Below are 24,208 nucleotides of genomic sequence, written 5' to 3'. Positions count from 1 at the left end.
GCTCAGGACAGCTCGGGGACGTCGTCCGACTTGAGCCAGGTCGTGCGCAGCTCGTCGAGGGTGCCGTTCTCCTCGAGGGTGTCGACCGCGGCCGAGACGCACGCCGTCAGCGACGACCCCTTGTCGAGCACCAGACCGAGCTGCTCCGGCTCGCCGACGGGCGGCAGGGTGCCGATCACGTGGGTGTCCGGGAAGTAGACGGTCGAGGCGGCCACTCCCTGGTCGACGTCCATCACCATGGCGTCGATCGTGCCGGAGCTCAGCGCGGTCATCCCGTCGCCCGCGGCGTTGAACGGCGTGACCTCGACGTCGTCGCCCCACGCCGACTCGGCGACGGCGAGGGACGTCTGGGACGCGGTGACGCCGATCTTCGCGCCCTTGAGGTCGGCGAGGCTCTCGGCCTCGGAGAACTCGCCCTCGTCCGGCACGATGACGCCCTGCCGGCTGGTGAGGTACGGGCTGGAGAAGTCGACGGCGCCCTTGCGCTCGTCGGTGATCGTCGTCTGGTAGGCGGCGACGTCGAACGGCTTCACGGCCGGGCTGATGATCTGCTCGAAGGTGACCGACGTCCACTCGACGTCGTCCTTCGCGTAGCCCAGCTCGTCCGCGACGGCGTACACGAGCGCCGACTCGAAGCCCTCCCCGCTGCTCGGCTCGCCCACGTACCAGGGCTCGAACGGGTCGCTCGCGCCGACGGTCAGCGTGCCGTCGGTGAGGGTCTGCATCGCCTCGGGCGTGCAGTCCGCGGTGCCGGACGCGGCGGGCGTGGCGCCGCCGTCGTCGCCGTCGTCGGACGACGAGCACCCGGCGATCGCGAGCGAGGCGGCGGAGGCGAGGGCGACCGCGACGAAGGGGCGGGAGGTGCGCACGGGTGGGGCCTTCCGGAGGTGTGGACTGCGGCGGGACTCGACGTGGTGAGCCTATGCCGCCCACGGCCTCTCGCGGCATGGCGGTGGTCACAGCCGGACCGCGGCCCGGTCGTCGCCCTCCGCCGCCGGACGTCCCGTCAGGGGTGCACGTGCGCGCGGTGCCCGGTCTGGTTCGAGATGTCCTGCTCCGCCTGCTCGAGCAGGGCGTCCGCGAGCCTGCGCAGCGCTCGCGCGGCCGCGACCTCGTCGCCGATCACGGGGATCTCGGTGTCCCCCGGGTCCTTGCGCGCGTGCCCCACCGCGCGCAGCGACCCGACGTCCGGGCCCGGGGTGAGCATCGCCTCCGCGGTCGTGCTCCCGGCCGCCTCCACGAGCGACACCCGGACGTCCCACGAGAGCGCCCGCGCCGGCTGCGGCCGCGGCGCCCGCGCGCGCTCGAGGTCACCCCCGCCGTGCTGCACCAGCGTGTCGGCCCCCGGGAAGACCAGGGTCTCCTCGCCCGTGTCCGACCAGCGCACCTGGAACGGCGGGGAGCCGTCCTCGTGCGGGCACGAGATCACGACGCCGTCACGCACCGCCCCGCCGACCACCCCGGACGCCACCACGATCCTGTCGCCCACCGTCGCCCTCATCGCCGCCTCCGTCGCGTGCCCGTCGTCGAACCCTCGGGTCCTTCCATCATGCGCCCGTCGGACGGCGCAGGCACGGCCCGCGGGAGCCGAGCGGGAGTCAGCGGGAGCGCAGGGCGTGGATCAGCTCGCCCTTGCGCATCGACGACCGGCCCTCGACGCCGAGCTCCGCGGCGCGCTTGCGCAGCTGTGCCACCGTCCAGTCGTCGTACGACCCGGCCTCACCGCCCTTGGCCCCGACGGCGCCGCGCCCTCGCGCGGCCGCGGCGTTGGCGATGCGGGCCGCCTTCTCCTTGCTGCTGCCCTCGTCGCGCAGCTCCTCGTAGAGCTCCTTGTCCTTGACGCTCGGGCCTGCGTCTCGTCGCGGCATCGAGTCCTCCCCCGTCACGTGCTCCGCGAGTTCCGCGCGTCGGCTCCACGCGGTCATCTCCCACCGTGGACGCATCGGCGGTCGGTCGCATCCGGACCTGGGCCCAGAAGATCCCGCGGCACGGCCGCGTCCGGGCAAAGCAAAAGGTCCGGACCTACTTTCGTAGGTCCGGACCTTTGCGGATGTCGTCCGACATCCCGTGGTAGCGGGGGCAGGATTTGAACCTGCGACCTCTGGGTTATGAGCCCAGCGAGCTACCGAACTGCTCCACCCCGCGTCGACTCCCTGAACATTACGGCATGGTCGGGCGCGTGCCAAATCAGATCGGGCAGATGGGACCCAGGTCACATCGGGGCCTTGTCGACACCCTCCCCCCGGGCCGTCGCAGAACGACGCGGGGCCGCCGGTCCGACGGACCGACGACCCCGCGCCATTGCTCCTGCCCGTCAGCCGATCACCCGGCGGACTCGATCTCGTTCTCCGCCGCCACGGCATCCTCGATCGCCTGCTGCAGGCGGTCCTGCGCCTCGCCGTAGGCGGTGAAGTCGCCGTCCTGCAGCGCCTGGTCGCTGTCCGCGAGCGCGTCGTTCGCCTCCTGGAGGGCGGAGTTCAGACGCGACTGCGGGTCGCCCGACGGCGTGGTGCCGCCGCTCGGCTCCGTCGACGGCTCGGTCGACGGCTCCGTGGACGGCTCGGTGGACGGGTCCGTCGCGTCGCCGCCCTCCACGGGCGCGGTCGGCACGTCGGTCTCGGCCTCGCCCTCGGCGTCGCCGGCGTTCGCGCCGGAGTCGCCGCCGAACACCTGGTCGAGCGCCTCGTCGAGCGTCTCCGCGTACCCGGTCTGGTCACCGAAGGCGACCAGGACCCGCCGCAGCAGCGGGTACGCCGTGCTCCCGGCGGACTGGATGTACACCGGCTGCACGTACAGCAGGCCGCCGCCCACGGGCAGGGTCAGCTGGTTGCCGCGCACGACGTTCGACGAGCCGCGCTCCAGGATGTTGAGCTGCTCCGAGATCGTCGGGTTCGAGTCGAAGTTGTTCTGCACCTGCCCCGGGCCGGGCACCGTGGAGTCACGGGGCAGCTCCAGCAACCTGAGCTTGCCGTACCCGTCGGCCACCTGACCCTCCGTCGATCCCGCGTCGCCGTCGGCGGCCAGGTATCCCGTGAGGATCTCCCGGTCGGTGTTGCCGCCCGGGATGAAGGTGCTCGTCAACGAGAACGCCGAGGCATCCTGGCCGGGCATCTGCAGGGACAGGTAGTACGGCGGCTGCTTCGCCGAGGCGGCGTTGCCGCTCGCCACCGGGTCGGCCGGGTTCGCCCAGAAGTCCTGCCCGGAGAAGAACTGCCCGGCGTCGTCCACGTGGTACTGCGTCAGCAGGGTGCGCTGCACCTTGAACATGTCCTCGGGGTAGCGGATGTGGCTCATCAGGTCACCGGAGATCTCCGACATCGGCTCCACCGAGGTCGGGAAGACGTCCGACCAGGCCTTCAGCACCGGGTCCTGGGTGTCCCAGGCGTACAGGGTCACCGACCCGTCGTACGCGTCCACGGTCGCCTTCACCGAGTTGCGGATGTAGTTGACCTCCTGCGGCATCTCCACGGGCACGCCCTGGGCCGCGAGGGTCAGGGAGTCCGTCGTCGCCTCCTGCATCGGCTGGCTGGTCGAGTACGGGTAGGCGTCCGACGTCGTGTACCCGTCGACGATCCACTTGACGCGGCCATCGACGATGGCCGGGTACATGCCCTGGTCGAGGGTCAGCCAGGGCGCGACCTTCTGCACGCGGGTCATCGGGTCACGGTCGTAGAGGATCTGCGACTCGCCCGTCACGCGGTCGGAGAACAGGATCTCCTGCGCCCCGAACTTCAGCGCGTACAGCAGCTTGCTCCCGAACGAGCCGATGTCCGGGCCCGCCGACACGTCCTGGGTGGGGAACGTGGTGTTGACCTGCTGGCCGCCCTGCTCGTCGTCCGCCTGGTAGTCGAGCTCCCAGGGCTCCGTGTCCTCCGGCGCGCCGACGATGGAGTAGTCGGTGGTCGACGGGCTGAAGTAGATGCGGGGCTCGTACCCCTTGTCCGTGAGCGCGCCCTGGGTGGGGATGCCGCCCTCGAAGAACGCGGGCTGCCCGTCGGGACCGGGCTGGTTGCCGTACGCGGCCACCACGCCGTACCCGTGCGTGAACACGGTGTGGTCGTTGACCCAGTTGCGCTGGCCGTCGCCCAGGCCGCCGAGGTTCAGCTCGCGCACCGCGATCACCGTGTCGCGGGACTCGCCGTCGATGTCGTAACGGTCCACGGACAGGTTGTCCGCGAAGTTGTAGTACTGCTTGTTCTGCTGCAGCTGGCGGAACGACGGGCTGACGATCTGCGGGTCGAGCAGCCGCACGGACGCGGTGGTCTCCGCGTCCTCGCGCAGCGCGCCCTGCTCCGCCTCGGTCGTGGCGTCGTACGGCTGGGTCTCGATGCCGTCCAGCCCGTAGGCCGAGTGCGTCGCGTCGATGTTCCGCTGGATGTAGTCGGCCTCGAGCTCCTGGGCGTTCGGCTGCACCTGGAAGCGCTGCACGACGGCCGGGTAGATCCCGCCGATCGCGATCGCGGACACGACCATGAGGCCGACGCCGATCGCGGGCAGGCGCCACGTGCCGCGCACGGCGGCCACCACGAACAGGAGCGCCACGAGCACCGCGACGCCCGTGAGGATCTCCTTCGACGGGATGACGGCGTGCACGTCGGAGTAGGACGCGCCGTCGTACTTCGCGTTCGCCGACGTGAGCAGGGAGTACCGGTCCAGCCAGTAGTTGGCCGCGATCAGCACCATGAGCACGGCGCCGATCACCGCGAGGTGCACGCGGGAGGCGCGGGTGGTGCGCGGGGTGCCCGCGGGCACCGGGCCGAGACGCAGCCCGCCGTACAGGTAGTGCGTCACCAGGGCTGCGATGCCGGCGATGATCACGACCGCCATCAGGAAGCTCACGACGAACCGCACCGCGGGCAGCGTGAACACGTAGAACCCGAGGTCGATGCCGAACTGCGGGTCGTCCTCCCCGAACGAGGCCGGGTTCAGGGCGAGGAGCACGTTCCGCCACTGCGCGGACGCGGCCACCCCGGCGAAGAACCCGACGACCACCGGACCGGCGATCGTCACGACCTTGCGCAGGGGCTCGATCGCCTCGCGGTACTGGTCGAGCGTGGCCTGCTCAGGCGTCGACGGCGCGTAGACCGGGCGCACCCGGTAGGCGACCGCGAACGACGAGAAGACCGCGCCGCCCATCAGCAGGAAGCCCGCGACGAACAGGAGGCCGCGGGAGATCCACTCCGTCCAGATCACGTTGCCGAAGCCGACCGCGTCGAACCACATGACCTCGGTCCAGAACTGCGCGAGCAGCAGCAGCGCGACGACGATCACGGCGATGACCACCAGCGTGATCGCCAGGGGGCTTCGTCGGCGCTTGGCGGGCGGGCCGCCGGGACGTCGACGGGGTGGGGCAGCGAAGGACACGGTGCGGGCACCTCACTCGTGCTCGGGACGGACGGACGTCTGGTGCAACGTCCCTGTCATCCCTCAGGTTCCCACGCTTCGACCCCACGTGGGTGACGGAGCCTTCACGAACCCGTCACGAGCAGACGGGCAGGTCCTCGCCGTCCCCTGCGCCGATCGCCTCGACCGCGGTCCGCGCGTCGTCGAGCGTGGCCACGCGGACCACGCGCAGGCCGTCGGGGACGTGCCCCACGACCTCGTCGCAGTTGTCCGCGGGCGCCAGGAACCAGTCCGCGCCGTCGTCGCGCGCGCCGAAGAGCTTCTGCTGGATGCCGCCGATCGGGCCGACCTCGCCGTCGACGCTCATCGTGCCCGTCCCGGCGACGTGCGCGCCGTCGAGCTCGTCCTCCGGCGTCATCTTCGTGATGATCGCGAGCGCGAACATGGTCCCGGCGCTGGGCCCGCCGATGTCCCCCGGCCGGATCGTCACGTCGACCGGGTAGTCGTACGTCGGGTCGAGGTACACGCCCAGGGCCGCGCGCCCGTCACCCTCGGCCGTCGTCACCGTGAGGTCCTTCGGCTCCCCGTCGCGCTCGACGCCGAGGACGACGTCGTCGCCCGGCGTCACCTCGTCGAGGTCGGCCAGCAGGTCCTGGTGGGTCGTGACGTCGTCGCCGTCGAGGCTGCGCACGACGTCGCCGGCCTGCACCACGCCGTCGGCCCCCGAGCCGGGGGCGGCGCCCGCGATCGTCAGCGTCGCGGGCACCTCGTAGCCGAGCTCCGTCAGCGCCGCCACCGTCGCGGAGGACTCGGAGCCGGCCATCTGGGCCTCGCCCACCTGCTGCTGCTGCTCCTGGGTGGTCTGCTCCGGGAAGATCGCCTCGACGGGCTGCACCGAGCGCTCGCGCGAGCCCCAGCCCCACAGCACGTCGCCGAGCAGGACGTCGCCGCCGGGTCCCCCGTAGACGGAGACCGTCGTCAGCCGCAGCTCGCCGCTGACGTCGTAGGTCTTCGCGCCGTCGATCTCGACGACGGGCTGGGCCGTGGCGCTCTTGCCGCCGCTCGACCCCTCGCCGGAGGCGGCCACGTCGACGCCCTGCAGGCCGAGCGTGTCCTCGGTGGGTCCCGGCGCGCGGATCGCGTACGGCGTGGGGAGCACGAGGAGGACGGCGGCGAGCAGGGCCGTCACCAGCAGGGAGACGCCCAGCGTCACGCTACGGCGGGACGCGCGCGGCGCGGGCACGACGTCCCCCTCGGGCGCCGAGGGGTCGTCGGGCGCGAGGATGTCGCGGTCGAAGGTCACCGGCCCATCATCTCCGACGTTCCTGGACATCGCGTCAGGTCACGGGCCGCGCACCGCTCAGGTTGTTCCGGGAGATCTGCGCCCAGAGCGAACCCGCGGAACCTGATCACCCGGGCGGGCGTCGTGGATGGTTACGGTGATCCGGTCGACCGACGGCCGCCGCCGCCCCGACGTACCTCCACCGCAGCCGAGGAGACCCCGCATGAGCAACCTTCCCGACGACCCCGAGGGTGCCGAGGAGCGCGAGCGCATGCTGCGCTCGATGCTGGAGGGCTTCTTCGGCGACCGCACCGACGAGGTACTCGCCCAGATGCGCGCGCAGGGCATCGACCCCGCGGCGCTCGCCGGGATGCCCGGGGCGGGCACCCCCGACCCGGCGACGATGCAGCACGTCCTCGCCCAGGTGCAGCGGCTGCTGTCCGCCTCCGGCGACGGACCGGTGAACACGGACGTGGCGCACGACATCGCGCGCCAGGTGGCGGTCGCGGAGGGCGACCCCTCGCTGACCGGCGGCCAGGCGCGGTCCGCGACCGACGCCCTCGGGGTGGCCGAGCTGTGGCTCGACGCCGTGACCGACCTGCCGCCCGCGGGCGGGCGCACCCACGCCTGGAGCCGGTCGGAGTGGGTCGAGGCCACCCTCCCGGCGTGGCACCGCCTCGTCGCGCCGGTCGCGTCGTCCGTGGCGGACGCCCTCGCGACCGTGCTGCGCGACCAGCTCCCCGAGGAGCTCGGGGACGCCGACGCCCTCGGGATGCCCGGGCTGGCGGGCCTGCCCGCCGGCGCGCTGGGCGGCGGCCTCGATCCCGCCCAGATGATGCGTCGCCTCGGTTCCGCGGTGTTCGGCATGCAGGTGGGCCAGGCCGCGGGCACGCTCTCCCGCGAGGTCTTCGGCGCCACCGACGTCGGCGTCCCGCTCCTGGCGGAGCCCGCCACCGTGCTGCTGCCCACCAACGTGGCCGCGTTCGCCGACGGTCTGGACGCCCCGCTGGACGAGGTGCGGCTGTTCCTCGCGCTCCGCGAGGCCGCGCACGCCCGGCTGTTCACGCACGTGCCGTGGCTCGCGGGCCACCTGCACGGGCTCGTCGAGCAGTACGCGCGCGGCATCACGATCGACCTCGACGTGCTCGAGCAGCAGGTGCGCGACATCGACCCCAGCGACCCGGAGGCCCTCCGCGGGGCGCTCACCGGCGGCGTCTTCGGCCTGCAGCACACGCCCGAGCAGGAGGCGACCCTGCTCCGGCTGGAGAACGCCCTCGCTCTCGTCGAGGGCTGGGTGACCGAGGTCGCGGCCACCGCCGCGCTCCCCCACCTCCCGCACACCTACCCCCTGCGCGAGATGATCCGGCGCCGGCGCGCGGCCGGCGGGCCCGCCGAGCACACCTTCGCCACGCTGGTCGGCCTGGAGCTGCGGCCCCGCCGGTCCCGCGACGCCGCCGCGCTCTTCGCGCACGTCCTCGCCGAGGGCGGGCCGCAGGCCCGGGACGCCGTGTGGGACCACCCCGACCTGCTGCCCGGCACGGCGGACCTCGACGACCCCGCCGGCTACTTCGCCCGGCGGGCCGCGCAGGCGGACGAGCAGTCCGACGTCGACGCCGCGCTCGCGCAGATCTTCGACGCCGCGGAGGGCGACGACCCGAAGGAGTGACGCGCCTCAGGCTCCCGCGGCCGCCGGCTCGTCGTCGTCCGCGGGGGCCGGCGTCGCGCCGCCCTCGTCCTGGACGAACGAGACCCCCTCGAGGAATCCGCGCGCCCGCTCGGTGCGCGGGTAACCCTCGAGCAGCTGCCAGAAGGCGGGCCCGTGGCCGGCGTGCAGCAGGTGCGCCAGCTCGTGCAGCAGCACGTAGTCGAGCACCCATTCCGGCATGCCCTGCACCCGCGTGGAGATCCTGATCGAGCCGTCGACGAGGGTGCACGAGCCCCATCGCCGGCCCTGGTGGGGAGACCACGAGACGCTCGACGGCCGCGCCCGCCCCTCGAGGTAGCGCTCGGAGAGGTCGTGCGCACGCTGCACGAGCTGCGCGTCGGAGGGGCGGCGGCGGCGTTCCTTGTCCTCGAGCCGCGCGAGCATCTTCGCCACCCACTCGCGCTCCTGGGCGCGGGAGAAGCGCGCAGGAATAGCCACGACGGTCCGCTCTCCGTCGCGGTACGCGCTCACCGTGGCGGTCCGCCGACGGCTGCGCCGGACCTCCACCGACGTCATGGTGTCGTGGGCCACGGTACGACGGTACCGGGAATCGCCCACATTGTGCGGCAGAACACACGAACTCGCTGCCCACGGCACCTGTGGACGACGCCGCAGGGGTCACCCCGGCGCGTGCCAGGGTGACCGCATGGCAGACGCCGACAGCCCGGCCCCGGGGGCCGGCACCCTCCTCACGCTCCGCCCCGCGACGCCCGTGCTCGACCACGGCGACGGCGAGGTCCAGCTCGGGACGGACCCCCGGTGGAGCATGGTCCTGTCGGGGCTCGCCGAGCACGAGGCCGGCTGGTTGCGCGACGCCGGCGCCCGCCGGCACCGGTCCCTGGAGCGCGGCGCCCGGCACTGGGGCGTCAGCCCCGCGCGCCGGTCGCAGATCCTGCGCGCCCTGGCCGACGGCGGGTTCCTGGTGCGCCCGGCCCCGCCGGCCGGCGACGCCGACGCCGCGGACTGGTCGCCGGACGTCGCCGTGCTGGGCGCCCTGCGCCCGGACGGCGCCGGCGAGGCGACGATCTCGCGCCGCGCCGCGTGCACGGTCGGGCTGCACGGACTCGGCCGGCTGGGCGTGGCGCTGGCCGAGCACCTGGCGACCGCCGGCGTCGGCGCCCTCGTGCTCGACGACCGGGACCCGGTGCAGGTCGGCGACCTCGGGCTCGGCGGGTTCGAGCCGGCGGACCTCGGGCGCCCGCGGGAGCGGGCGGCCGCCGAGCTGCTGGGAGCGCGCCACCCACGGCTGCGCGTGAGCACCGAGCTGCGGGGCCCACGGCTGCCCGACGCCGTCGTGGTCGTGGAGTCGCACGCCGCCCGGCCGGAACGCTACGAGCGGCTGCTGGGCGCGGACGTCCCGCACCTGCCCGTCGTGGTGCGCGAGGCAGACGTCGTCCTCGGCCCGCTCGTGCTGCCCGGTCGGTCGGCGTGCGTCGGGTGCGCCGACCGCCACGCGGACGACGCCGACCGGCGCTGGCCGCACGTCGTCGCGGACCTCGCCCGCCTGCCCGCCGCCGACGTCGCGCACGAGACCACGCTCGCCGCGACGGCGGCCGCGCTGGGGGCCGGGCAGGTGCTCGCGCTGATCGACGGCGCGGTGCCCGCGGCCGTGGGCCGCCTGCTGGAGGTGGCGCTCCCCGAGGCCGTGCCCCGGGTGCGCGAGCTCGCGCCGCACCCGCGCTGCGGCTGCACCGGGCTGCCGTCCCCGGACCGGAGGCCGGTCCGGGCGTGACGACGGGCCCCCGGCGAGACAGAGGGGCACGCTCCGCACACGGTGCGGTCGTGCTCCCCCGGGTCTCGCCGGAGGCCCGTCGGTGCAGCGGCGCCGGGGATGTCCCGGGCGCGCTGCGCGATCATGCTGCGACGGTCTCCGACTTCCGGGGCCGGCCGCGACCGCGCTTGCGGGCGACGACCTTGCCGTCGACGAAGACCTCACCACCCCACACGCCCCACGGCTCCTGGCGCTCGAGAGCGCCGGAGAGGCAGCCGGCCTGCAGCGGGCAGGAGCGGCACAGCGCCTTGGCCTCTTCGACCTGGGCGGTGTGCTCGGCGAACCACAGCTCGGGGTCGCCCGTACGGCAGGGCAGGAGCGCCGCGAACTGTCGGTCGAGCTCGGCCACCTCGGCCGGGCTCTGGGTGAGGGGTTGATGCGGGGTCCAGGGGCCGGATCCGCCCTGGGGGGTCGTGTCGAGCAGCCGCTCGTCCAACAACTGTGCGAGACGCACGAGTTCCTCCGTCAGGTCCTGGGTGTGTATGAACGTCGGTGTTCAGGACCTGCGGGTGGCCCCCTGGAGTCAGGGGGCCGGTTCGTGCGACCTGGTGAGGTCTTCTTCCCTGGGCGGAAAGACGAAAGCCGCGGGTCCCGGTAGGACTCCGCGGCCTGGTCCGGTGCTTAGACCGGATGGCTCCAGGGGGCGGAGTCGGGTGCGATGTGGAGATCGGCGTTGCCTGCTCCGTGCTTCCGCGCACGGAACGGGACGACTGCGCTGAGCTCGCCACGGGCAGACGTGTACCCGGGCGCGCCAACAGACGCGTTCGCCATCACGACCTGAGTCATCGTGTCCATCGTTTGCACCCACCTCCTCACTGCTCTCGGACGCTCCGCCTCTCGGCAGACGCCACTCCGTCTTGGGACTCTCCGAGCATAGACGGACTCATCGGGACCGCCATATCTTTTTCCGGATTTTTTTTGACGAGTTTCCCGGGGCACCCCCAGGGGCCACGGCCGACCCCGTCAGCCGTACGATCGCACCCTGGGATCAGTCGACCGAGCCGGCCACGATCGCCAGGATCGTCTCCCCGTACCGGTCGATCTTCGCCGGCCCGACGCCGTTCACCCGCGCCAGCTGCGCGACCGAGGTCGGCTTGAGCTCCGCGATGGCGGCCAGGGTCGCGTCACCCAGGACGGTGAACGCCGGCTTGTCCGTCTCGCGCGCCACCGACAGCCGCCACTCGCGCAGGGCGTCGAACAGGGCGACGTCGTGGTCCCCCGTGAGCTGCTGGCGGGCCTGTCCGCGCGCCGCACCGCGGGAGCGACCCCGACGGTCGGCCGGGTCGTCCGGCCACAGCCCGTCGAGGAACCGCGTGCGCTTGCGCGAGGCCCGGCCGCCGGGGTTGCGGGAGCGGGCGAACGACAGCTCCAGGTGTTCCCGGGCCCGCGTGACCCCCACGTAGAGGAGCCGGCGCTCCTCCGCGACGCCCTCGTCCGTCTCCGCCAACGAGATCGGCATCAGCCCCTCGCTCACACCCGCGAGGAAGACGGCGTCCCACTCCAGGCCCTTGGCCGCGTGCAGCGACGCCAGCGTGACGCCCTCGACGGTCGGGGCGTGCTGCGCCGACGCGCGCTCCTCCAGCTCGGCGACGAGCGTGGCCGTCGTGGCCGGCGTGTCCGCCGGGGCCGCGGCGGCGACGTCGTCGGCCAGCCCGACGAGCGCCTGCATCGCCTCCCAGCGCTCCCGCGCGGCACCCCGCGCCGCGGGCGGCTGCTCGGACCAGCCGGCCGAGGTCAGCACGTCGCGCACCTGCTCGGGCATGGGCTGGTCCGGGTCGGCGGACCGGGCGGCGCCGCGCAGGAGCACGATCGCGTCGCGCACCTCCTTGCGCTGGAAGAACCGCTCGCCGCCGCGCACCAGGTAGCTGAGGCCGGCGTCCGCGAGCGCCGACTCGAACGCCGCCGACTGGGCGTTGGTGCGGTAGAGCACCGCGATCTCGCTGGGCCGCACCCCCGAGGCGACGAGGCGGCCCGCCCGGGCGGCGATGCCGGCGGCCTCCGCGTCGTCGTCGTCGTAGGTGGTGAAGCTCACGGGCGGGCCCGCCGGCCGCTGCGCCACGAGCTCGAGCGCGCCCGGCACGCGGCCGCGGCGCAGCACCTGGTTGGCGAGGTGCACGACCTGCGGCGTGGACCGGTAGTCGCGCACCAGGCGCACCACCTGCGCGTCCGCGTACGTGCGTGTGAAGTCGAGCAGGTAGTGCGGCGTCGCGCCCGTGAACGAGTAGATGGTCTGCGACGGGTCGCCGACCACGCACAGCTCCTTGCGACCGCCCAGCCACTGGTCGAGCAGGAACTGCTGCAGCGGCGAGACGTCCTGGTACTCGTCGACGACGAAGTGCCGGTACTGGGAGCGCACCTCGTCGGCCACCTGGCGGTGGGAGCCCAGCATGTCCGCGAGCATGAGCAGGACGTCCTCGAAGTCGATCACGCCGCGCTCGGTCTTGACGTCCTCATAGGCCGTGATCAGGCGCGCGACCGTCTGGTGGTCGTAGCCCGACGGCGCGGGGCGGTCGTCGGCGGCCGCGGCACGCACGTAGTCCTCGGCGGTGACGAGCGAGACCTTGGCCCACTCCACCTCGGAGGACAGGTCGCGCACCGCGACGCGGTCGACGCTCACCCCCACCCTGCGGGCGGCCTCCGCGACCGCGGGTGCCTTGTGCTCCAGGATCCGGGGCGGGGCGCCGCCCACGACCCGCGGCCAGAAGTATCCGAGCTGGCGCAGCGCGGCCGCGTGGAACGTGCGCGCCTGGACGCCGGCCACCCCGAGCTCGCGCAGCCGGGTGCGCATCTCCCCCGCCGCGCGGGCCGTGAAGGTCACCGCGAGCACCGACGTCGGCTTGTACGTGCCGGACCGCACCCCGTAGGCGATGCGGTGCGTGATCGCGCGCGTCTTGCCCGTGCCCGCGCCCGCGAGCACGCACACCGGCCCGGTCAGGGCGAGCGCCACCTCCCGCTGCTCGGGGTCGAGCGCGTCGAGGATCGCGTCGGGATGAAGCGGGGCGGTCGGGAAGTTGGTGGTGGTCGACATCGTCTGCGATTCTCGCAGCCGTCGCCGACACCTCGCTCCCGTCGTCCCCAGGAGGACCCATGACCGCCGTCACGCCGCAGCTCCCCGAGCAGGGCACGGTCACGATGTACTCGACCGCGTGGTGCGGCTACTGCCGCCGGCTGCGCACCCAGCTCGACTCCGAGGGCATCGCGTACACGGTGGTCGACATCGAGGACCAGCCGGAGACGGCGGAGTTCGTCGAGCAGGTCAACGGCGGCAACCGCACCGTCCCGACCGTCGTCTTCCCCGACGGGTCCGCCGCGACGAACCCGTCGCTGAACGACGTGTGGGCGCGCCTCTCCTCCTGAGGTTCAGCCGGGCAGCTCCGCCCCGAACCACTCCTCGACGAGGGCGCGCGCGATCGACGGCCGCCCGGGCAGGCCGATCTCCCCGGCCCGCACGCCCGCGGCCAGGTCGTCGCGGGTGAACCACCGCGCGGTGGTCACCTCGACGCCGTCCACCTCGATGTCGGTGGCGACCGCCCGCGCCCGGAAGCCGAGCATGAGCGACGCCGGGAACGGCCACGGCTGGCTCCCGCGGTACACGACGTCGCCCGGCCCGTCCCCGATCACGACCGACGACTCCTCGGCGACCTCGCGGCGCACGGCATGCTCGAGCCCCTCCCCCGGCTCCACGTAGCCGGCGAGCGTCGAGAACCGGCCCTCCGGCCAGTGCGCGGCGTGTCCCAGCAGCAGCCGGTCGTCGTCGTCGACGACGGCCATGATCACCGCCGGGTCCGTGCGCGGGTAGATCTCCACGTCCTGCGCCGGGCAGCGGCGCACCCAGCCCGCCTGCTCGACGACGGTCGGCTCGCCGCACCGCGGGCAGCGCTCGTGCGAGGCGTGCCACGCGGCGAGGGCGACCGCCTCCGCGGCGAGCGCGTCGCCGCGGCGGCCGCCGACCTCGCGCAGGCCCGCCCAGGCGTGCTCCCGCACGAGCCGCGCGCCCGTGGACGACGGGGACACGCCCTCGATGCCGACCGCGTCGGCGTCCGCCTCGTCGGGGAGCACGAGGCCGAGCAGCCCGGCGCCGCCCTCCTCGCCGAGGAACAGCCACCGGTGCCCGGCCGCGTGCCCGTCGGGACCGTCCGGCTCGGCCGGGAGCCCGGCGACCGCCGCGGGGTCGACCAGCAGCGGGTCGCCCGCGGCGTCGACCGCCACCCGGCCGCGCAGCACCAGGAGCACCCGGGTCGCGGGGTCGACCAGCAGCCGCGGCACCAGGCCCGGCTCGACGCGGCGCTCGGCGGCCCGGTCGTGGGTGGCGTGGGTGAACGTGAGGTCGGGGAGGGGGAAGGGTGCCGTCACGCCTCGACCGTACCCGCGGCGGGGCGCCGGGGGACGACGGCGGCGGACACGCGCGCCGCGGTGCTCCCGGGCGGGCCCCGGCACGTCTACGGTGGGCGGGTGCCACGCAGTCCGCTCGCTCTCGCCGCCCTCGCGACGGCCGCCGTCCCGGGCCTGGACGCCCGCTCGGTCCGCCCCGAGGAGCTGCCGGGCGACTACGACGTCGCGGTCGTCACGGCGGACGACGGCGTGGACTGGCTCGTGCGCGCGCCCCGCACCACGATGGCCGGCGCCGCCCTCGAGGCGGAGACCGAGCTGCTCGAGGCGCTGCACCTGTACGTCGACGCCGGGGTGCTGCCCTTCACCGTGCCCCAGGTGGCCGGTTTCGCGCTGCTGCCCGAGGGCGGGCGCGCCGTCGTGCACCGGCACGTGACCGGCACGGCCCTCGACCTCGAGGCGCTGCGCCCCGGCCCTGGCCTCGCCGCCGACCTCGGGCGCACCCTCGCCGCCGTGCACGAGCTCCCCGCCTCCGTCGTGGAGTCGTGCGGGCTGCCGTCGTACACGGCCGCCGAGTACCGCGAGCGCCGCCTCGTCGAGCTCGACGAGGCCGCCACGACCGGGCTCGTGCCGCCGACGCTGCTGCGGCGCTGGGAGGCCGCGCTCGAGGACGTGGCGCTGTGGCGGTTCCAGCCGGTCGTCGTGCACGGCGACCTCGCCACCGAGCAGATGCTCGTCACCGGCGGCCGGGTCACCGCGGTCAGCGGCTGGTCCGACGCCCGCGTGGCCGACCCGGCGGACGACCTCGCCTGGCTGCTCGTCGCCGCGCCGCCCGACGCCGTGGACTCGATCATGGAGGCCTACCAGCTGCGTCGCACCGAGCTGCACGACGCACGGCTCGTCGACCGTGCGCTGCTCGTCGGCGAGCTGGCGCTGGCGCGCTGGCTGCTGCACGGCGTCCGCCGCGGCCTGCCCGACGTCGTCGCCGACGCCGAGGCGATGCTGGCCGACCTCGACGAGGCGACCCGCGAGGACGCGCCCGCCTGACGGCGGGGCCGGCTCTCCCTCGTCTGCTCCGCACGGCTCTCTCGACGGCTGAGCGCCGCCTGCGAGGCGCCTGTAACCCAGGTCTTACCTGAATTGGTATCCCGAAACACGGCCTCAACCTGCGCTCAACGCGGAGCGAACCGGCGCCCGTGAGACTCGGCGGCAGCACGGACCGCCGTCACTCCCGCCGAAGGGTCGCCATGTCGTACGTGATGCCGCAGGACTTCGTCTCGCAGATGATCGCCACCGGCGAGAAGAAGCTGTTCATGTCCACCCGGGACACCCTCATCCGCTCGTTCATGGGTGGCGCCATCCTCGCGCTGGCCGCCGCGATGGCGGTGACCATCTCCACGAACACCGGGAACCCGCTGCTGGGCGCGGTGTTCTTCCCGATCGGCTTCATCATGCTGTACCTGATGGGCTTCGACCTGCTCACGGGCGTGTTCACGCTGGTGCCGTTCGCCGTCATCGCCCGCCGGCCCGGCGCCACCTGGGCCGGCATGTGGCGCAACTGGGGCCTGGTGTTCTGCGGCAACTTCGCCGGCGCGTTCACGGTGGCGGTGCTCATGGCGATCACGTTCACCTACGGCTTCTCCACGCCGCCCAACGAGATCGGGCAGGCCATCGGCGTGATCGGCGAGGGCCGCACGGTCGGTTACGCCGACCACGGCGCCGCCGGCATGCTCACGCTGTTCGTGCGCGGCGTGCTCTGCAACTGGATGGTCTCCACGGGCGTGGTCGCGTTCCTCATGTCGAAGGACACGATCAGCAAGGCCGTCGTGATGTGGATGCCGGTGTTCCTCTTCTTCTACATGGGCTTCGAGCACTCCGTGGTGAACATGTTCCTGTTCCCGTCCGGCCTGCTGCTCGGCGGCGACTTCACCGTCATGGACTACCTGATGTGGAACGAGCTCCCCACCGTGCTCGGCAACCTCGTCGGCGGCCTGACGTTCGTCGGCCTGCCGCTGTACCTCACGCACTACCGCACCCGCCCGGAGCGCCGTCGTCCCACGCCGGTCGAGCCCGCCGTCGAGGACCGCGTCGCCACGCCGGTCGGCTGACCGGCCGCGCCCCCCGCACCCCGTCCCACCCACCGAAGGACACCCGTGGACCCCATGATGACCAAGGCCGCCGCCGCCGAGCAGGTGGTCACGGCCCGCATCCGCTCCGGCCTCACCTGGCAGGAGATCGCCGACACGCTCGGCACCCCCGTCGTGTGGACGACAGCGGCGCTGCTCGGCCACCACCCGATGAGCGCCGACCAGGCGGCCGCGGCGTGCGAGGTGCTGGGGCTGGGCGAGGACGTCGCCGAGGCGCTGCGCCTGCAGCCGTACCGCGTGCGCGACGAGGCCGTGGCGACCGACCCCACGATCTACCGCTTCCACGAGGCGCTCAGCGTGTACGGGCCGGCGCTCAAAGAGCTCATCCACGAGGAGTTCGGCGACGGCATCATGTCCGCGATCAACTTCCAGGTCGACATCGCCCGGCGGCCGCACCCCGACGGCGACCGCGTGGTCGTGACCTTCGACGGGAAGTTCCTGGACTACCGGTGGTGACGGCGGGTCGTCACTCCCCGCGCACCAGGGCCTCCAGCTCGGCCTCGTCGAGCAGGCGGCGCGGGCGCACGGTCGTGCCGCTGACCACGTAGACGAAGGCCGCCGACACGCGCTCGAGGGGCAGCCCCGTGTACCGGGACCACGCCAGCCGGTACACGGCGAGCTGCACCTCGCGCGCGGCGCGGGCGGCGGCGTCGCGGGGCTCGTGGCCGGTCTTCCAGTCCACGACGACGACGGCCGGCGGCTCGCCGTCCGCGGCGGTCGGCGCCTCCGGGTCGGCGAAGACGGCGTCGATCCGGCTACGCAGCATCACCCCGGCGACGGGAGTCTCCACGTCCACCTCGACGGCCAGCGGCGCACGGGCCGCCCACGGCGAGTCGAGGAACCGCTGCCGCAGGGTCTCCAGGTCGACGTCGGGCGCGATCTCCCCGTCCTCCGCCCCCGGCAGGTCGTCGACGTCGACCAGCGACGACGACGTGAAGAACCGCTCCACCCACTCGTGGAAGCGGGTGCCGCGGCGGGCGTGCACGGTGGGCTGCTGCGGCACCGGGCGCCGCAGCTGGAGGGCGAACCCCGCCCGGTCGTCGGCCAGCCGCACCAGGCCGGACGCCGAGACGTGCGCGGGCATCTCGACCTCGCGCGACGCGCGCTCCCCCCGCTCCGTCAGCAACGTCCGGGCCAGCAGGACGAGGTCGCGGCCGGCGGCGTCGCGCAGCACGCCCGTCGTGGCGCCCTCCCCCGCGGCGCGCGCCGCGTCGACGCTCGCCGCCGTCGCGCGCAGCACGTCGCGCGGGGTCGGCCCGGCGCTCGCCGGGTCGGAGGGGTCCGCGTCGGTCGCCCCGTTCTCCGGGGGCGTCGCGTCGGGCGCGGGCCACGGGGCGGCGTGCTCCACCGCGTCGCGGGGGTTGCCCGTCGCGGGGTCGGGCTGGTCGGCCCAGCCACCCGCGTCCACCACCCCGGCGTCGACCAGCTCCGCGAGGAACGGCGAGACCCGCCGCGGCGTGCTGCCCGTGCCCCACCAGTGCGCGGTGAGGAACAGCTCGCGCCGGGCCCGGGTGAACGCGACGTACGCGAGCCGGCGCTCCTCGGCGAGGCGGTGCGCACCGCAGTCCGCGCGGAACTGGTCCCGGCGCGCGGCGAGGTCCTTGGTGTCCGCGGCGTCCGCCCAGGTGAAGACCGGCAGGTCCGCCGCGTCGCCGCGCAGGTGGTACGGCAGCGACGAGACGTCCGTGAGCCAGCCGCCGTCCAGCCGCCCCTGCGACGACTCCGCCTGGCTCGGGAAGATGCCGTCCACCAGCCCGGGCACCGCCACGACGTCCCACTCCAGACCCTTGGCGGCGTGCGCGGTGATGACCTGCACGGCGTCCGGGTCGGGCTCGCGCACCGGCATGTCGAGGCCGCGCTCCTGGTCCCCCGCGACGCCGAGCCACGCGAGGAACGCGCCCAGGGTCGCGACGTCCGCCGACTGCGCGAAGCTCGCGGCGACGTCGCGGAACGCGTCGAGGTGCTCCCGGCCGCGCAGGGACACCCCCGCCGCGGCGGCCCCGAGGGGGGCCCCATGCGCGCCCGGAGCAAGCGTGTCGGCGAGGACCTGCGCGGTCGCCACCTCGACGTCGAGCCCCAGCGCACGCTCGGCGGCGACCACCAGCTCGGGCAGCGACAGGTAGGTGAGTCCGCGCAGCTCGCGCAGCAGGCGGGCCAGCGCCGTCAGCCGGCCGTGCCCGGCCGCGGACAGCACACGGCCGTCGCGCGCCGGCCGGCCGGGCGCGGGCAGGTCGTCCAGGGCGTCGACGATCGAGCGGTGGTCCACGACGTCGCCCTCGATCACCACGGGTGCGTCGTCGTCCGGCCCGCCCGGCCCGCCGGCGGGGCTGCCGGGCCGGGCGCCGTCGGCGCGCGCGAGGTCCGACGCCCACGAGCCGAGTGCGTGCAGGTCGGCGGCCCCGAGGTTGGCCCGCGGCCCCGTGAGCAGGCGCAGCAGCGAGTCGCCGCGCGACGGGTCGTGCACGGCCTCCAGCAGCGCGACGACGTCCACCACCTCCGGCGTGGACAGCAGACCGCCCAGGCCGACGACCTCCACGGGCAGCCCGCGGCGCCGCAGCGCCACCTCGACCGCCGCGAACTGCGACCTCGCCCGGCACAGCACCGCCGCCGTCACCCGGTCGGAGCCGTCGCGCCGGGTCGCGCGGCGCCAGCGTGCCGCGACGAACTCCGCGGCCGCCTCGGCCTCCTCCTCGCTGGTGGCGGCCACGTGCGCGCGCACGGCGCCCGTACCCGCGCCGGGGCGCAGGTCCAGCGGCGGCACGTCGACGCCCGTGCCGACCAGGCGTGCCCGCTCGCGCAGCGGCCCGGCGGCGACGTTCGCGGCCGCCAGGACCACCGCGTCGTTGCGCCACGACGTGCTGAGGTACCGCACCGTCGCCGGCGCGCCGCCGCGGGTGCGGAACCGCTCGGGGAACCGCGCGAGCCCGGACGCCGACGCGCCGCGCCAGCCGTAGATCGACTGGTGCGGGTCGCCCACCGAGGTCACGGCGTGGCCGCCGCCGAAGAGCCCGGCGAGGAGCTCCACCTGCGCGAACGAGGTGTCCTGGTACTCGTCCAGCAGCACGACGGGGTACCGGGACCGCTCGGTGGCGCCGACCGCCGGCACCGAGCGGGCCAGCTCGGCGGCGAAGGCGATCTGGTCGCCGAAGTCCAGCGCGTCGACGACCCGCTTGCGCCGGCGGTACTCGGCGACGAGGTCCAGGAGCCGGGTCCGCTCGGCCACGGAGTCGACGAGGCCCTGGATCTCCTTGGTCCGCTTCTTCTGCCGCGGCCCCAGCGGGACGGCGTCGAGGCGGGCGACGACGTCGGCGAGCGCCTCGCGGGCGTCGTCCACGGGCAGCAGGTGCTCGCCCAGCGCGCCCGACAGCGCGAGCACCGCCCCGACGACGGTGCTCACCGCGCGGTCGGTGCCGAGGTCGTCGGCCCACGACTCCACGACCTGCGCCGCAAGCTGCCACTGGTTGGCCTCGCCCAGCAGCCGGGAGCCCGGCTCGATGCCGAGGCGCAGCCCGTGGTCGGCGACCAGCGACGCGGCGTACGCGTTGTAGGTCGCGACCGTGGGCCGCGCGAGCAGGTCGAGGCCCGACGTCGCGCGGCCCTGCGCGCGGGCGAGCTGCGCCAGGCGGGACTGGACCCGCTGCGTCAGCTCGGCCGCCGCCTTGCGGGTGAAGGTCAGCCCGAGCACCTCCTCGGGCGCGACCAGGTCGTTCGCGATGAGCCACACCACACGGGCCGCCATCGTCTCCGTCTTGCCCGACCCGGCGCCGGCGACGACGAGCACGGGCTCCAGCGGCGCCTCGATGACCGCCACCTGCTCGTCGGTGGGCGCCGGACGCCCGAGGAGGTCGGCGATCTCGCGGGCGGACACGGCCGGCGCCGCGGGGCGCTCGTCGGGGCGCGCGGGGGCGCCGGCCAGGAGCGCGTCGTCGAAGAGCACCCCGTCGGGCGACGCCGCGCCGACCCCGCCGAGGCCCGCGAGCTCCGGGAACCCGAGCTCCGCCTCGCGGCCGGGCTCGCCGAGGGCCGCCCACGCGTCGTCCGCGGGCCCCTCCGGTCGGCCGTGCTCGGGGTCGGGCGCCGCCCCGGGGGTGGGGTCGCCGGTCATCCGATCACGTTCCTTCCCTCGAGCTGCACGGGGCACGACCGACGCACGGGGCACATGGGGCACAGGTCGTTCTCGTGCGCGGTGAAGCGGGCGGCGGCCATCGTGTCGGCGGCGCTCTCCACCAGCGCGCGGGCCCAGCTCGACCCGTCCTGCTCGACCGCCAGGGCGGGCTGGCTGCGCAGGGTGGGCGCCACCGTGGGCGTGCCGACGTACACGAGCCGCGCGCCCGCGCTGGGCGTGCCGGGCGGCAGGTCGAGCGCGCCCTCGGCCACCGCGAGCTGGTACGCCCCGAGCTGCGGGTGCTCGGTCGCCTTCGCCCGGGCCGGCGCGCTGCGGCCGGTCTTGAGGTCGGCGACCGTCACGCCCTCGTCCCCCGCGTCCTCGACCCGGTCGATCTTGCCCCGCAGCCGGGCCCGTCCCACGGTGAGCTCGAACTCCGGCTCCACCAGCAGCGGCTCGCCCGCGTCGGCGTAGTAGGCGGCGAGCCGCTCCACCATCTGCTCCGCGCGCCGGCGCAGCTGCCGCGCGGGCCACCCCTCGGGCAGGGCGAGCTCGGGCCAGCGGCGGTCGAGCTCGGCGCGCAGGTCGGTCAACGACGCCTTCGGCAGCGTCTCGGCGATCTCGTGCACCAGCGTGCCGAGCGACTGGTGGGTGGCATCGGGCGCGGTGGCGCCGGCCGCCTCGAACGCCCACTTCAGCGCGCACGTGCTCACGGTCTCCACCTTCGACGGCGAGACCGTCACGACGTCCTGCGGGCCCCAGAGCGGCGCGTCCACGGACGTCGCGGCGACGCCGTACCAGGTGCGCGGGTCGGCCTCCGCGATCCCCGCGTCGGCCAGGTCGGCGAGCAGGGCGGCCGCGACCGCCGCGGGCCCGTCGGCAGCGCCGTCCGGCGCGTCCTCGAGTGCGCCGTCGGGGACGCCGTCGCGGGCGGCGCGGACCAGCGTCGCGCGCGCCTCGGCGACCACGCCGCGCAGGTCGAGCGGCGGGCCGACGGTCACGCGCCTCGGGTCGGGGCCCTCGCCGCCGGCGGGGGCGTCGGGGGCGTCCGGCGGCGACACCAGGTCGAGGAACACCGACGGCGCGTCCTCGGCGTCCTCGACCGCCGTCACGACCAACCGGCGCCGCGACCGCGACGTCGCGACCGCGAACGCGCGCAGCTCGTCGGCCAGCACCTGGCGGCGGGCCTCCGGGCCCATCCCGTGCGCGTTCTCGGAACGCCCCGCGAGCAGCTCGACCAGCGCCTGCGAGCCCAGCAACGAGTCGCGCAGCCGCAGGTCGGGCCACACCCCGTCCTGCACGCCGACCACGACGACGACGTCCCACTCGCGGCCCGCCGCGCCGGCCGGCGTCAGCGCCTCGACGGCGTGCGCACCGACCGCGGACGCCGCGAGCGAGTCCGCCGGAAGGTCCTGCGACGCCAGGTAGTCGACGAACGCCGCCACCGGGGCGCCGGGCATCCGGTCCACGTAGGTCTCCGCCGCCCGGAACAGCGCGAGGACGGCGTCCAGGTCGCGGTCGGCGCGCGCCCCCGCGGGCCCGCCCGCCAGCGCGGCGTCGCGCCACCGGGCGGCGAGCCCGGTCGCCGCCCACACGGCCCACAGCACGGTCTGCGCGGTGGCGCCCGGCTCGGCGGCCGCCGCCCGCCCGGCGGCGAGCACGCGCGCGACGGCCACCGGCCCGCGACGCACCGGGGCGGCAAGCGTCTCCGCGCGCGCCGGGTCGTCCAGCACCTCGACGAGCAGCGCGTCCGACGACCGGCCTCCGCCGCCCGCGAGCTCCTCCGCCCGCAGGGCCCGTCGCAGCCGGCGCAGCGCCACCGCGTCGAGCCCGCCGACGGGCGACGTGAGCAGCAGGGTCGCGGTCTCGGCGTCGAGGGTCGAGTCCACTCCCGGCCCGGGCTCCCCCAGCTCGTCCGCGAGCAGCCGCTCGACCCCGCCTCCCGCAGCGCACACGCGCAGCGCCGCGAGCAGGGGCGACGCCGCCGGCTCGTCGCGCAGGGGCAGGTCGGAGCCCAGCAGCGCCACGGGGACCGACGCCGCGACGAGGTCGCGGCGCAGCGACGCGAGCCGGTCGCCGCTGCGCGCCACCACCGCCATCCGCTCCCACGGCGTGCGGTGCAGCAGGTGCTCCGCCCGCAGCTCGCGCGCCACGTACGCGGCCTCCTGCGCCGGGCCGGCGAGCACGGCGACCTGGACGCCCCCCGGTGCCTCGACGTCCTCGACGTCCTCGACACCGTCGACGTCGGCGGTGTCGGCGGTGTCGGCGGTGTCGGCGGTGTCGGCGACGTCGGCGGTGTCGGCGACGTCGGCACGGTCGAGGTCCTCGGAGGTACCGCCCGCCTCGGCGTCCTCCTCCGGCCGCGCGCCGGCGCCGCGGTGCAGCGCACCCGAGACGGTCGCGACGCGCGACGTGACCGCGCGCGTCACGGCGCGCAGCTCCGCGGGCTGGCGCCACGCCGTGCCCAGCACGACCGTGCGCGCGTCGAACGCCCCCAGGACGCCGGCGCGCACCGGGGCGGCGGCGCGGCCCACGAGGCCCGGGGAGGCGCCGCGGAACCCCTGCACCGCGGAGTCGGGGTCGGCGAGCAGCACGAGGCGGGCGCCGGCGTCGTGCAGGACGTGCAGCAGGCGCGCGGTGGCGACCGTGGCCTCCTGGTAGTCGTCGACCACCACCAGGTCCCAGGTGGGGCGCGGGACGTCCGGCAGCTCGTCGTCCCACGCCGCGAGCGCGTGTGCCGCCTCATCGATCACCCCGGCCGGGTCGTACCGCGGGCCCGCGTCCGGGGTGGCGAGCCGCAGCGTCGTCACGTCCAGGTACTCCTCGTAAAGCTGCGCCGCGAGCACCCACTCCGGCCGGTCGTGCCGGCGCCCCAGCTCGTCGAGGTCCACCGGCCCGAGCCCGCGCTCCGCGGCACGCATCAGCAGGTCGCGCAGCTCCTGGCGCAGCCCGCGCAGCCCCAACGACTCGGCGGGCAGCCCGGCCGGCAGGTCGAGGTCGGTGCCCTCGCCCGACAGGTGCCCCTCCAGCAGCTCCGCGAGCACGAGGTCCTGCTCCGGTCCGGAGACGAGCGTGGGCGCCGCGTCGCCGTGCGCCGCCGTCCGCGTGCGCAGGATCGCGAACGCCGCCGAGGCCGCCGTGCGCACCATCGGCGCGCCGACCGTCCGGCCCGCCCGTGCCGTGACACGGTCGCGCAGACTCGCCGCCGAGCGGCGCGACGCCGCGAGCACCAGCACGCGCGACGGGTCGACGCCCGCTCCGCCGTGGTCGCCGCCGTCGCCCTCGGGCCTGCCGTCGGACCCGCCGTCCCGGAGCCCGAGCGCCCGGACCGCGACCGCCGTCGCGACCGTCGTGCGCCCGGTCCCGGGGGCGCCGACCACCAGCGTCGCCGGGCCCTCGAGGCCGGCCGCGACGGCCGCCTCCTGCGTGGCGTCGAGCGCGATCTCGGAGGCGGCGACGTCGGCGGGCGCCGGCGGCACGAGGCGCGGGGCGGTGGATGTCGCTGACGTCACGGGACCGATTCGAC

At 75.2% G+C, this 24,208-nt stretch carries 17 protein-coding genes and 1 tRNA gene; 6 read left to right on the top strand and 12 right to left on the bottom strand.

Features of this window, described 5'->3' with window-relative positions:
• Positions 1-2: 2 nt before the first annotated feature.
• The 6 genes from ACQFYA_RS06645 to ACQFYA_RS06620 all read right to left on the bottom strand — a co-directional run bounded on the left by ACQFYA_RS06645 (position 3) and on the right by ACQFYA_RS06620 (position 6,646).
• Complete coding sequence (locus ACQFYA_RS06645) at positions 3-869, bottom strand: ABC transporter substrate-binding protein (protein WP_499122361.1); 867 nt, start codon at positions 867-869, stop codon at positions 3-5.
• A gap of 137 nt (positions 870-1,006) precedes the next feature.
• Positions 1,007-1,501 (bottom strand): dsRBD fold-containing protein, encoded by a 495-nt coding sequence (locus tag ACQFYA_RS06640; protein WP_499122360.1) that lies wholly within the window; start codon positions 1,499-1,501, stop codon positions 1,007-1,009.
• A gap of 97 nt (positions 1,502-1,598) precedes the next feature.
• Positions 1,599-1,868, bottom strand: a complete 270-nt coding sequence (locus tag ACQFYA_RS06635; RefSeq protein WP_499122359.1) for a DUF7218 family protein — start codon at positions 1,866-1,868, stop codon at positions 1,599-1,601.
• 200 nt (positions 1,869-2,068) lie between these two features.
• Positions 2,069-2,145: transfer RNA gene (locus tag ACQFYA_RS06630), tRNA-Met, on the bottom strand.
• Positions 2,146-2,322: 177 nt separating this feature from the next.
• The gene (locus tag ACQFYA_RS06625) at positions 2,323-5,364 is read right to left on the bottom strand and encodes a UPF0182 family membrane protein (RefSeq protein ID WP_499122358.1); all 3,042 of its coding nucleotides are present in this window, start codon (positions 5,362-5,364) and stop codon (positions 2,323-2,325) included.
• A gap of 115 nt (positions 5,365-5,479) precedes the next feature.
• Positions 5,480-6,646, bottom strand: a complete 1,167-nt coding sequence (locus ACQFYA_RS06620) for a YlbL family protein (RefSeq protein WP_499122357.1) — start codon at positions 6,644-6,646, stop codon at positions 5,480-5,482.
• Between the two features lie 202 nt (positions 6,647-6,848).
• Between ACQFYA_RS06620 and ACQFYA_RS06615 the strand changes: the two genes are divergently transcribed.
• Positions 6,849-8,291: a zinc-dependent metalloprotease gene (locus tag ACQFYA_RS06615; protein WP_499122356.1), complete on the top strand. Its 1,443-nt coding sequence runs from the start codon at positions 6,849-6,851 to the stop codon at positions 8,289-8,291.
• 6 nt (positions 8,292-8,297) lie between these two features.
• On the opposite strand, the gene ACQFYA_RS06610 is transcribed toward ACQFYA_RS06615, so the two are convergent.
• Positions 8,298-8,846 (bottom strand): SprT-like domain-containing protein, encoded by a 549-nt coding sequence (locus ACQFYA_RS06610; RefSeq protein WP_499127458.1) that lies wholly within the window; start codon positions 8,844-8,846, stop codon positions 8,298-8,300.
• A 130-nt stretch (positions 8,847-8,976) separates the two neighbouring features.
• Here ACQFYA_RS06610 and ACQFYA_RS06605 point away from each other — a divergent pair, with 130 nt between their 5' ends.
• Positions 8,977-10,062 carry a ThiF family adenylyltransferase gene (locus ACQFYA_RS06605; RefSeq protein ID WP_499122355.1) on the top strand — a complete coding sequence of 362 codons (1,086 nt, stop codon included), beginning with the start codon at positions 8,977-8,979 and terminating at the stop codon, positions 10,060-10,062.
• 121 nt (positions 10,063-10,183) lie between these two features.
• Here ACQFYA_RS06605 and ACQFYA_RS06600 read toward each other — a convergent pair whose 3' ends face one another.
• Together ACQFYA_RS06600 and ACQFYA_RS06595 are read right to left on the bottom strand one after the other, a co-directional pair.
• Positions 10,184-10,555 carry a WhiB family transcriptional regulator gene (locus ACQFYA_RS06600; protein ID WP_499122353.1) on the bottom strand — a complete coding sequence of 124 codons (372 nt, stop codon included), beginning with the start codon at positions 10,553-10,555 and terminating at the stop codon, positions 10,184-10,186.
• Between the two features lie 534 nt (positions 10,556-11,089).
• Positions 11,090-13,129, bottom strand: a complete 2,040-nt coding sequence (locus ACQFYA_RS06595) for an ATP-dependent helicase (protein ID WP_499122351.1) — start codon at positions 13,127-13,129, stop codon at positions 11,090-11,092.
• A gap of 59 nt (positions 13,130-13,188) precedes the next feature.
• On the opposite strand from ACQFYA_RS06595, the gene ACQFYA_RS06590 reads away from it, so the two are divergent.
• Positions 13,189-13,458, top strand: coding sequence for a mycoredoxin (locus ACQFYA_RS06590; protein WP_499122350.1), 270 nt, complete (start codon positions 13,189-13,191; stop codon positions 13,456-13,458).
• Positions 13,459-13,461: 3 nt separating this feature from the next.
• On the opposite strand, the gene nudC is transcribed toward ACQFYA_RS06590, so the two are convergent.
• Positions 13,462-14,454 (bottom strand): NAD(+) diphosphatase, encoded by a 993-nt coding sequence (gene nudC / locus ACQFYA_RS06585; RefSeq protein WP_499122349.1) that lies wholly within the window; start codon positions 14,452-14,454, stop codon positions 13,462-13,464.
• 99 nt (positions 14,455-14,553) lie between these two features.
• On the opposite strand from nudC, the gene ACQFYA_RS06580 reads away from it, so the two are divergent.
• The 3 genes from ACQFYA_RS06580 (at position 14,554) to cynS (ending at position 17,033) form a co-directional block, all read left to right on the top strand.
• A complete protein-coding gene (locus ACQFYA_RS06580) occupies positions 14,554-15,477 on the top strand; it encodes a macrolide 2'-phosphotransferase (protein WP_499122348.1) in 924 nt (307 codons plus the stop codon).
• A gap of 200 nt (positions 15,478-15,677) precedes the next feature.
• Complete coding sequence (locus ACQFYA_RS06575; protein WP_499122347.1) at positions 15,678-16,538, top strand: formate/nitrite transporter family protein; 861 nt, start codon at positions 15,678-15,680, stop codon at positions 16,536-16,538.
• Positions 16,539-16,583: 45 nt separating this feature from the next.
• A complete protein-coding gene (gene cynS / locus ACQFYA_RS06570) occupies positions 16,584-17,033 on the top strand; it encodes a cyanase (RefSeq protein WP_499122346.1) in 450 nt (149 codons plus the stop codon).
• 10 nt (positions 17,034-17,043) lie between these two features.
• On the opposite strand, the gene ACQFYA_RS06565 is transcribed toward cynS, so the two are convergent.
• Positions 17,044-20,682, bottom strand: a complete 3,639-nt coding sequence (locus tag ACQFYA_RS06565; RefSeq protein WP_499122344.1) for an ATP-dependent DNA helicase — start codon at positions 20,680-20,682, stop codon at positions 17,044-17,046.
• Positions 20,679-24,125, bottom strand: coding sequence for a PD-(D/E)XK nuclease family protein (locus tag ACQFYA_RS06560; RefSeq protein WP_499127457.1), 3,447 nt, complete (start codon positions 24,123-24,125; stop codon positions 20,679-20,681). The genes ACQFYA_RS06565 and ACQFYA_RS06560 overlap by 4 nt, the downstream gene beginning before the upstream one ends.
• Between the last annotated feature and the right edge of the window lie 83 nt (positions 24,126-24,208).

This window comes from Promicromonospora sp. Marseille-Q5078 (genome assembly GCF_050315395.1).
Lineage (GTDB): Bacteria > Actinomycetota > Actinomycetes > Actinomycetales > Cellulomonadaceae > Isoptericola.
This window is presented reverse-complemented; position numbering and strand designations above follow the sequence as displayed.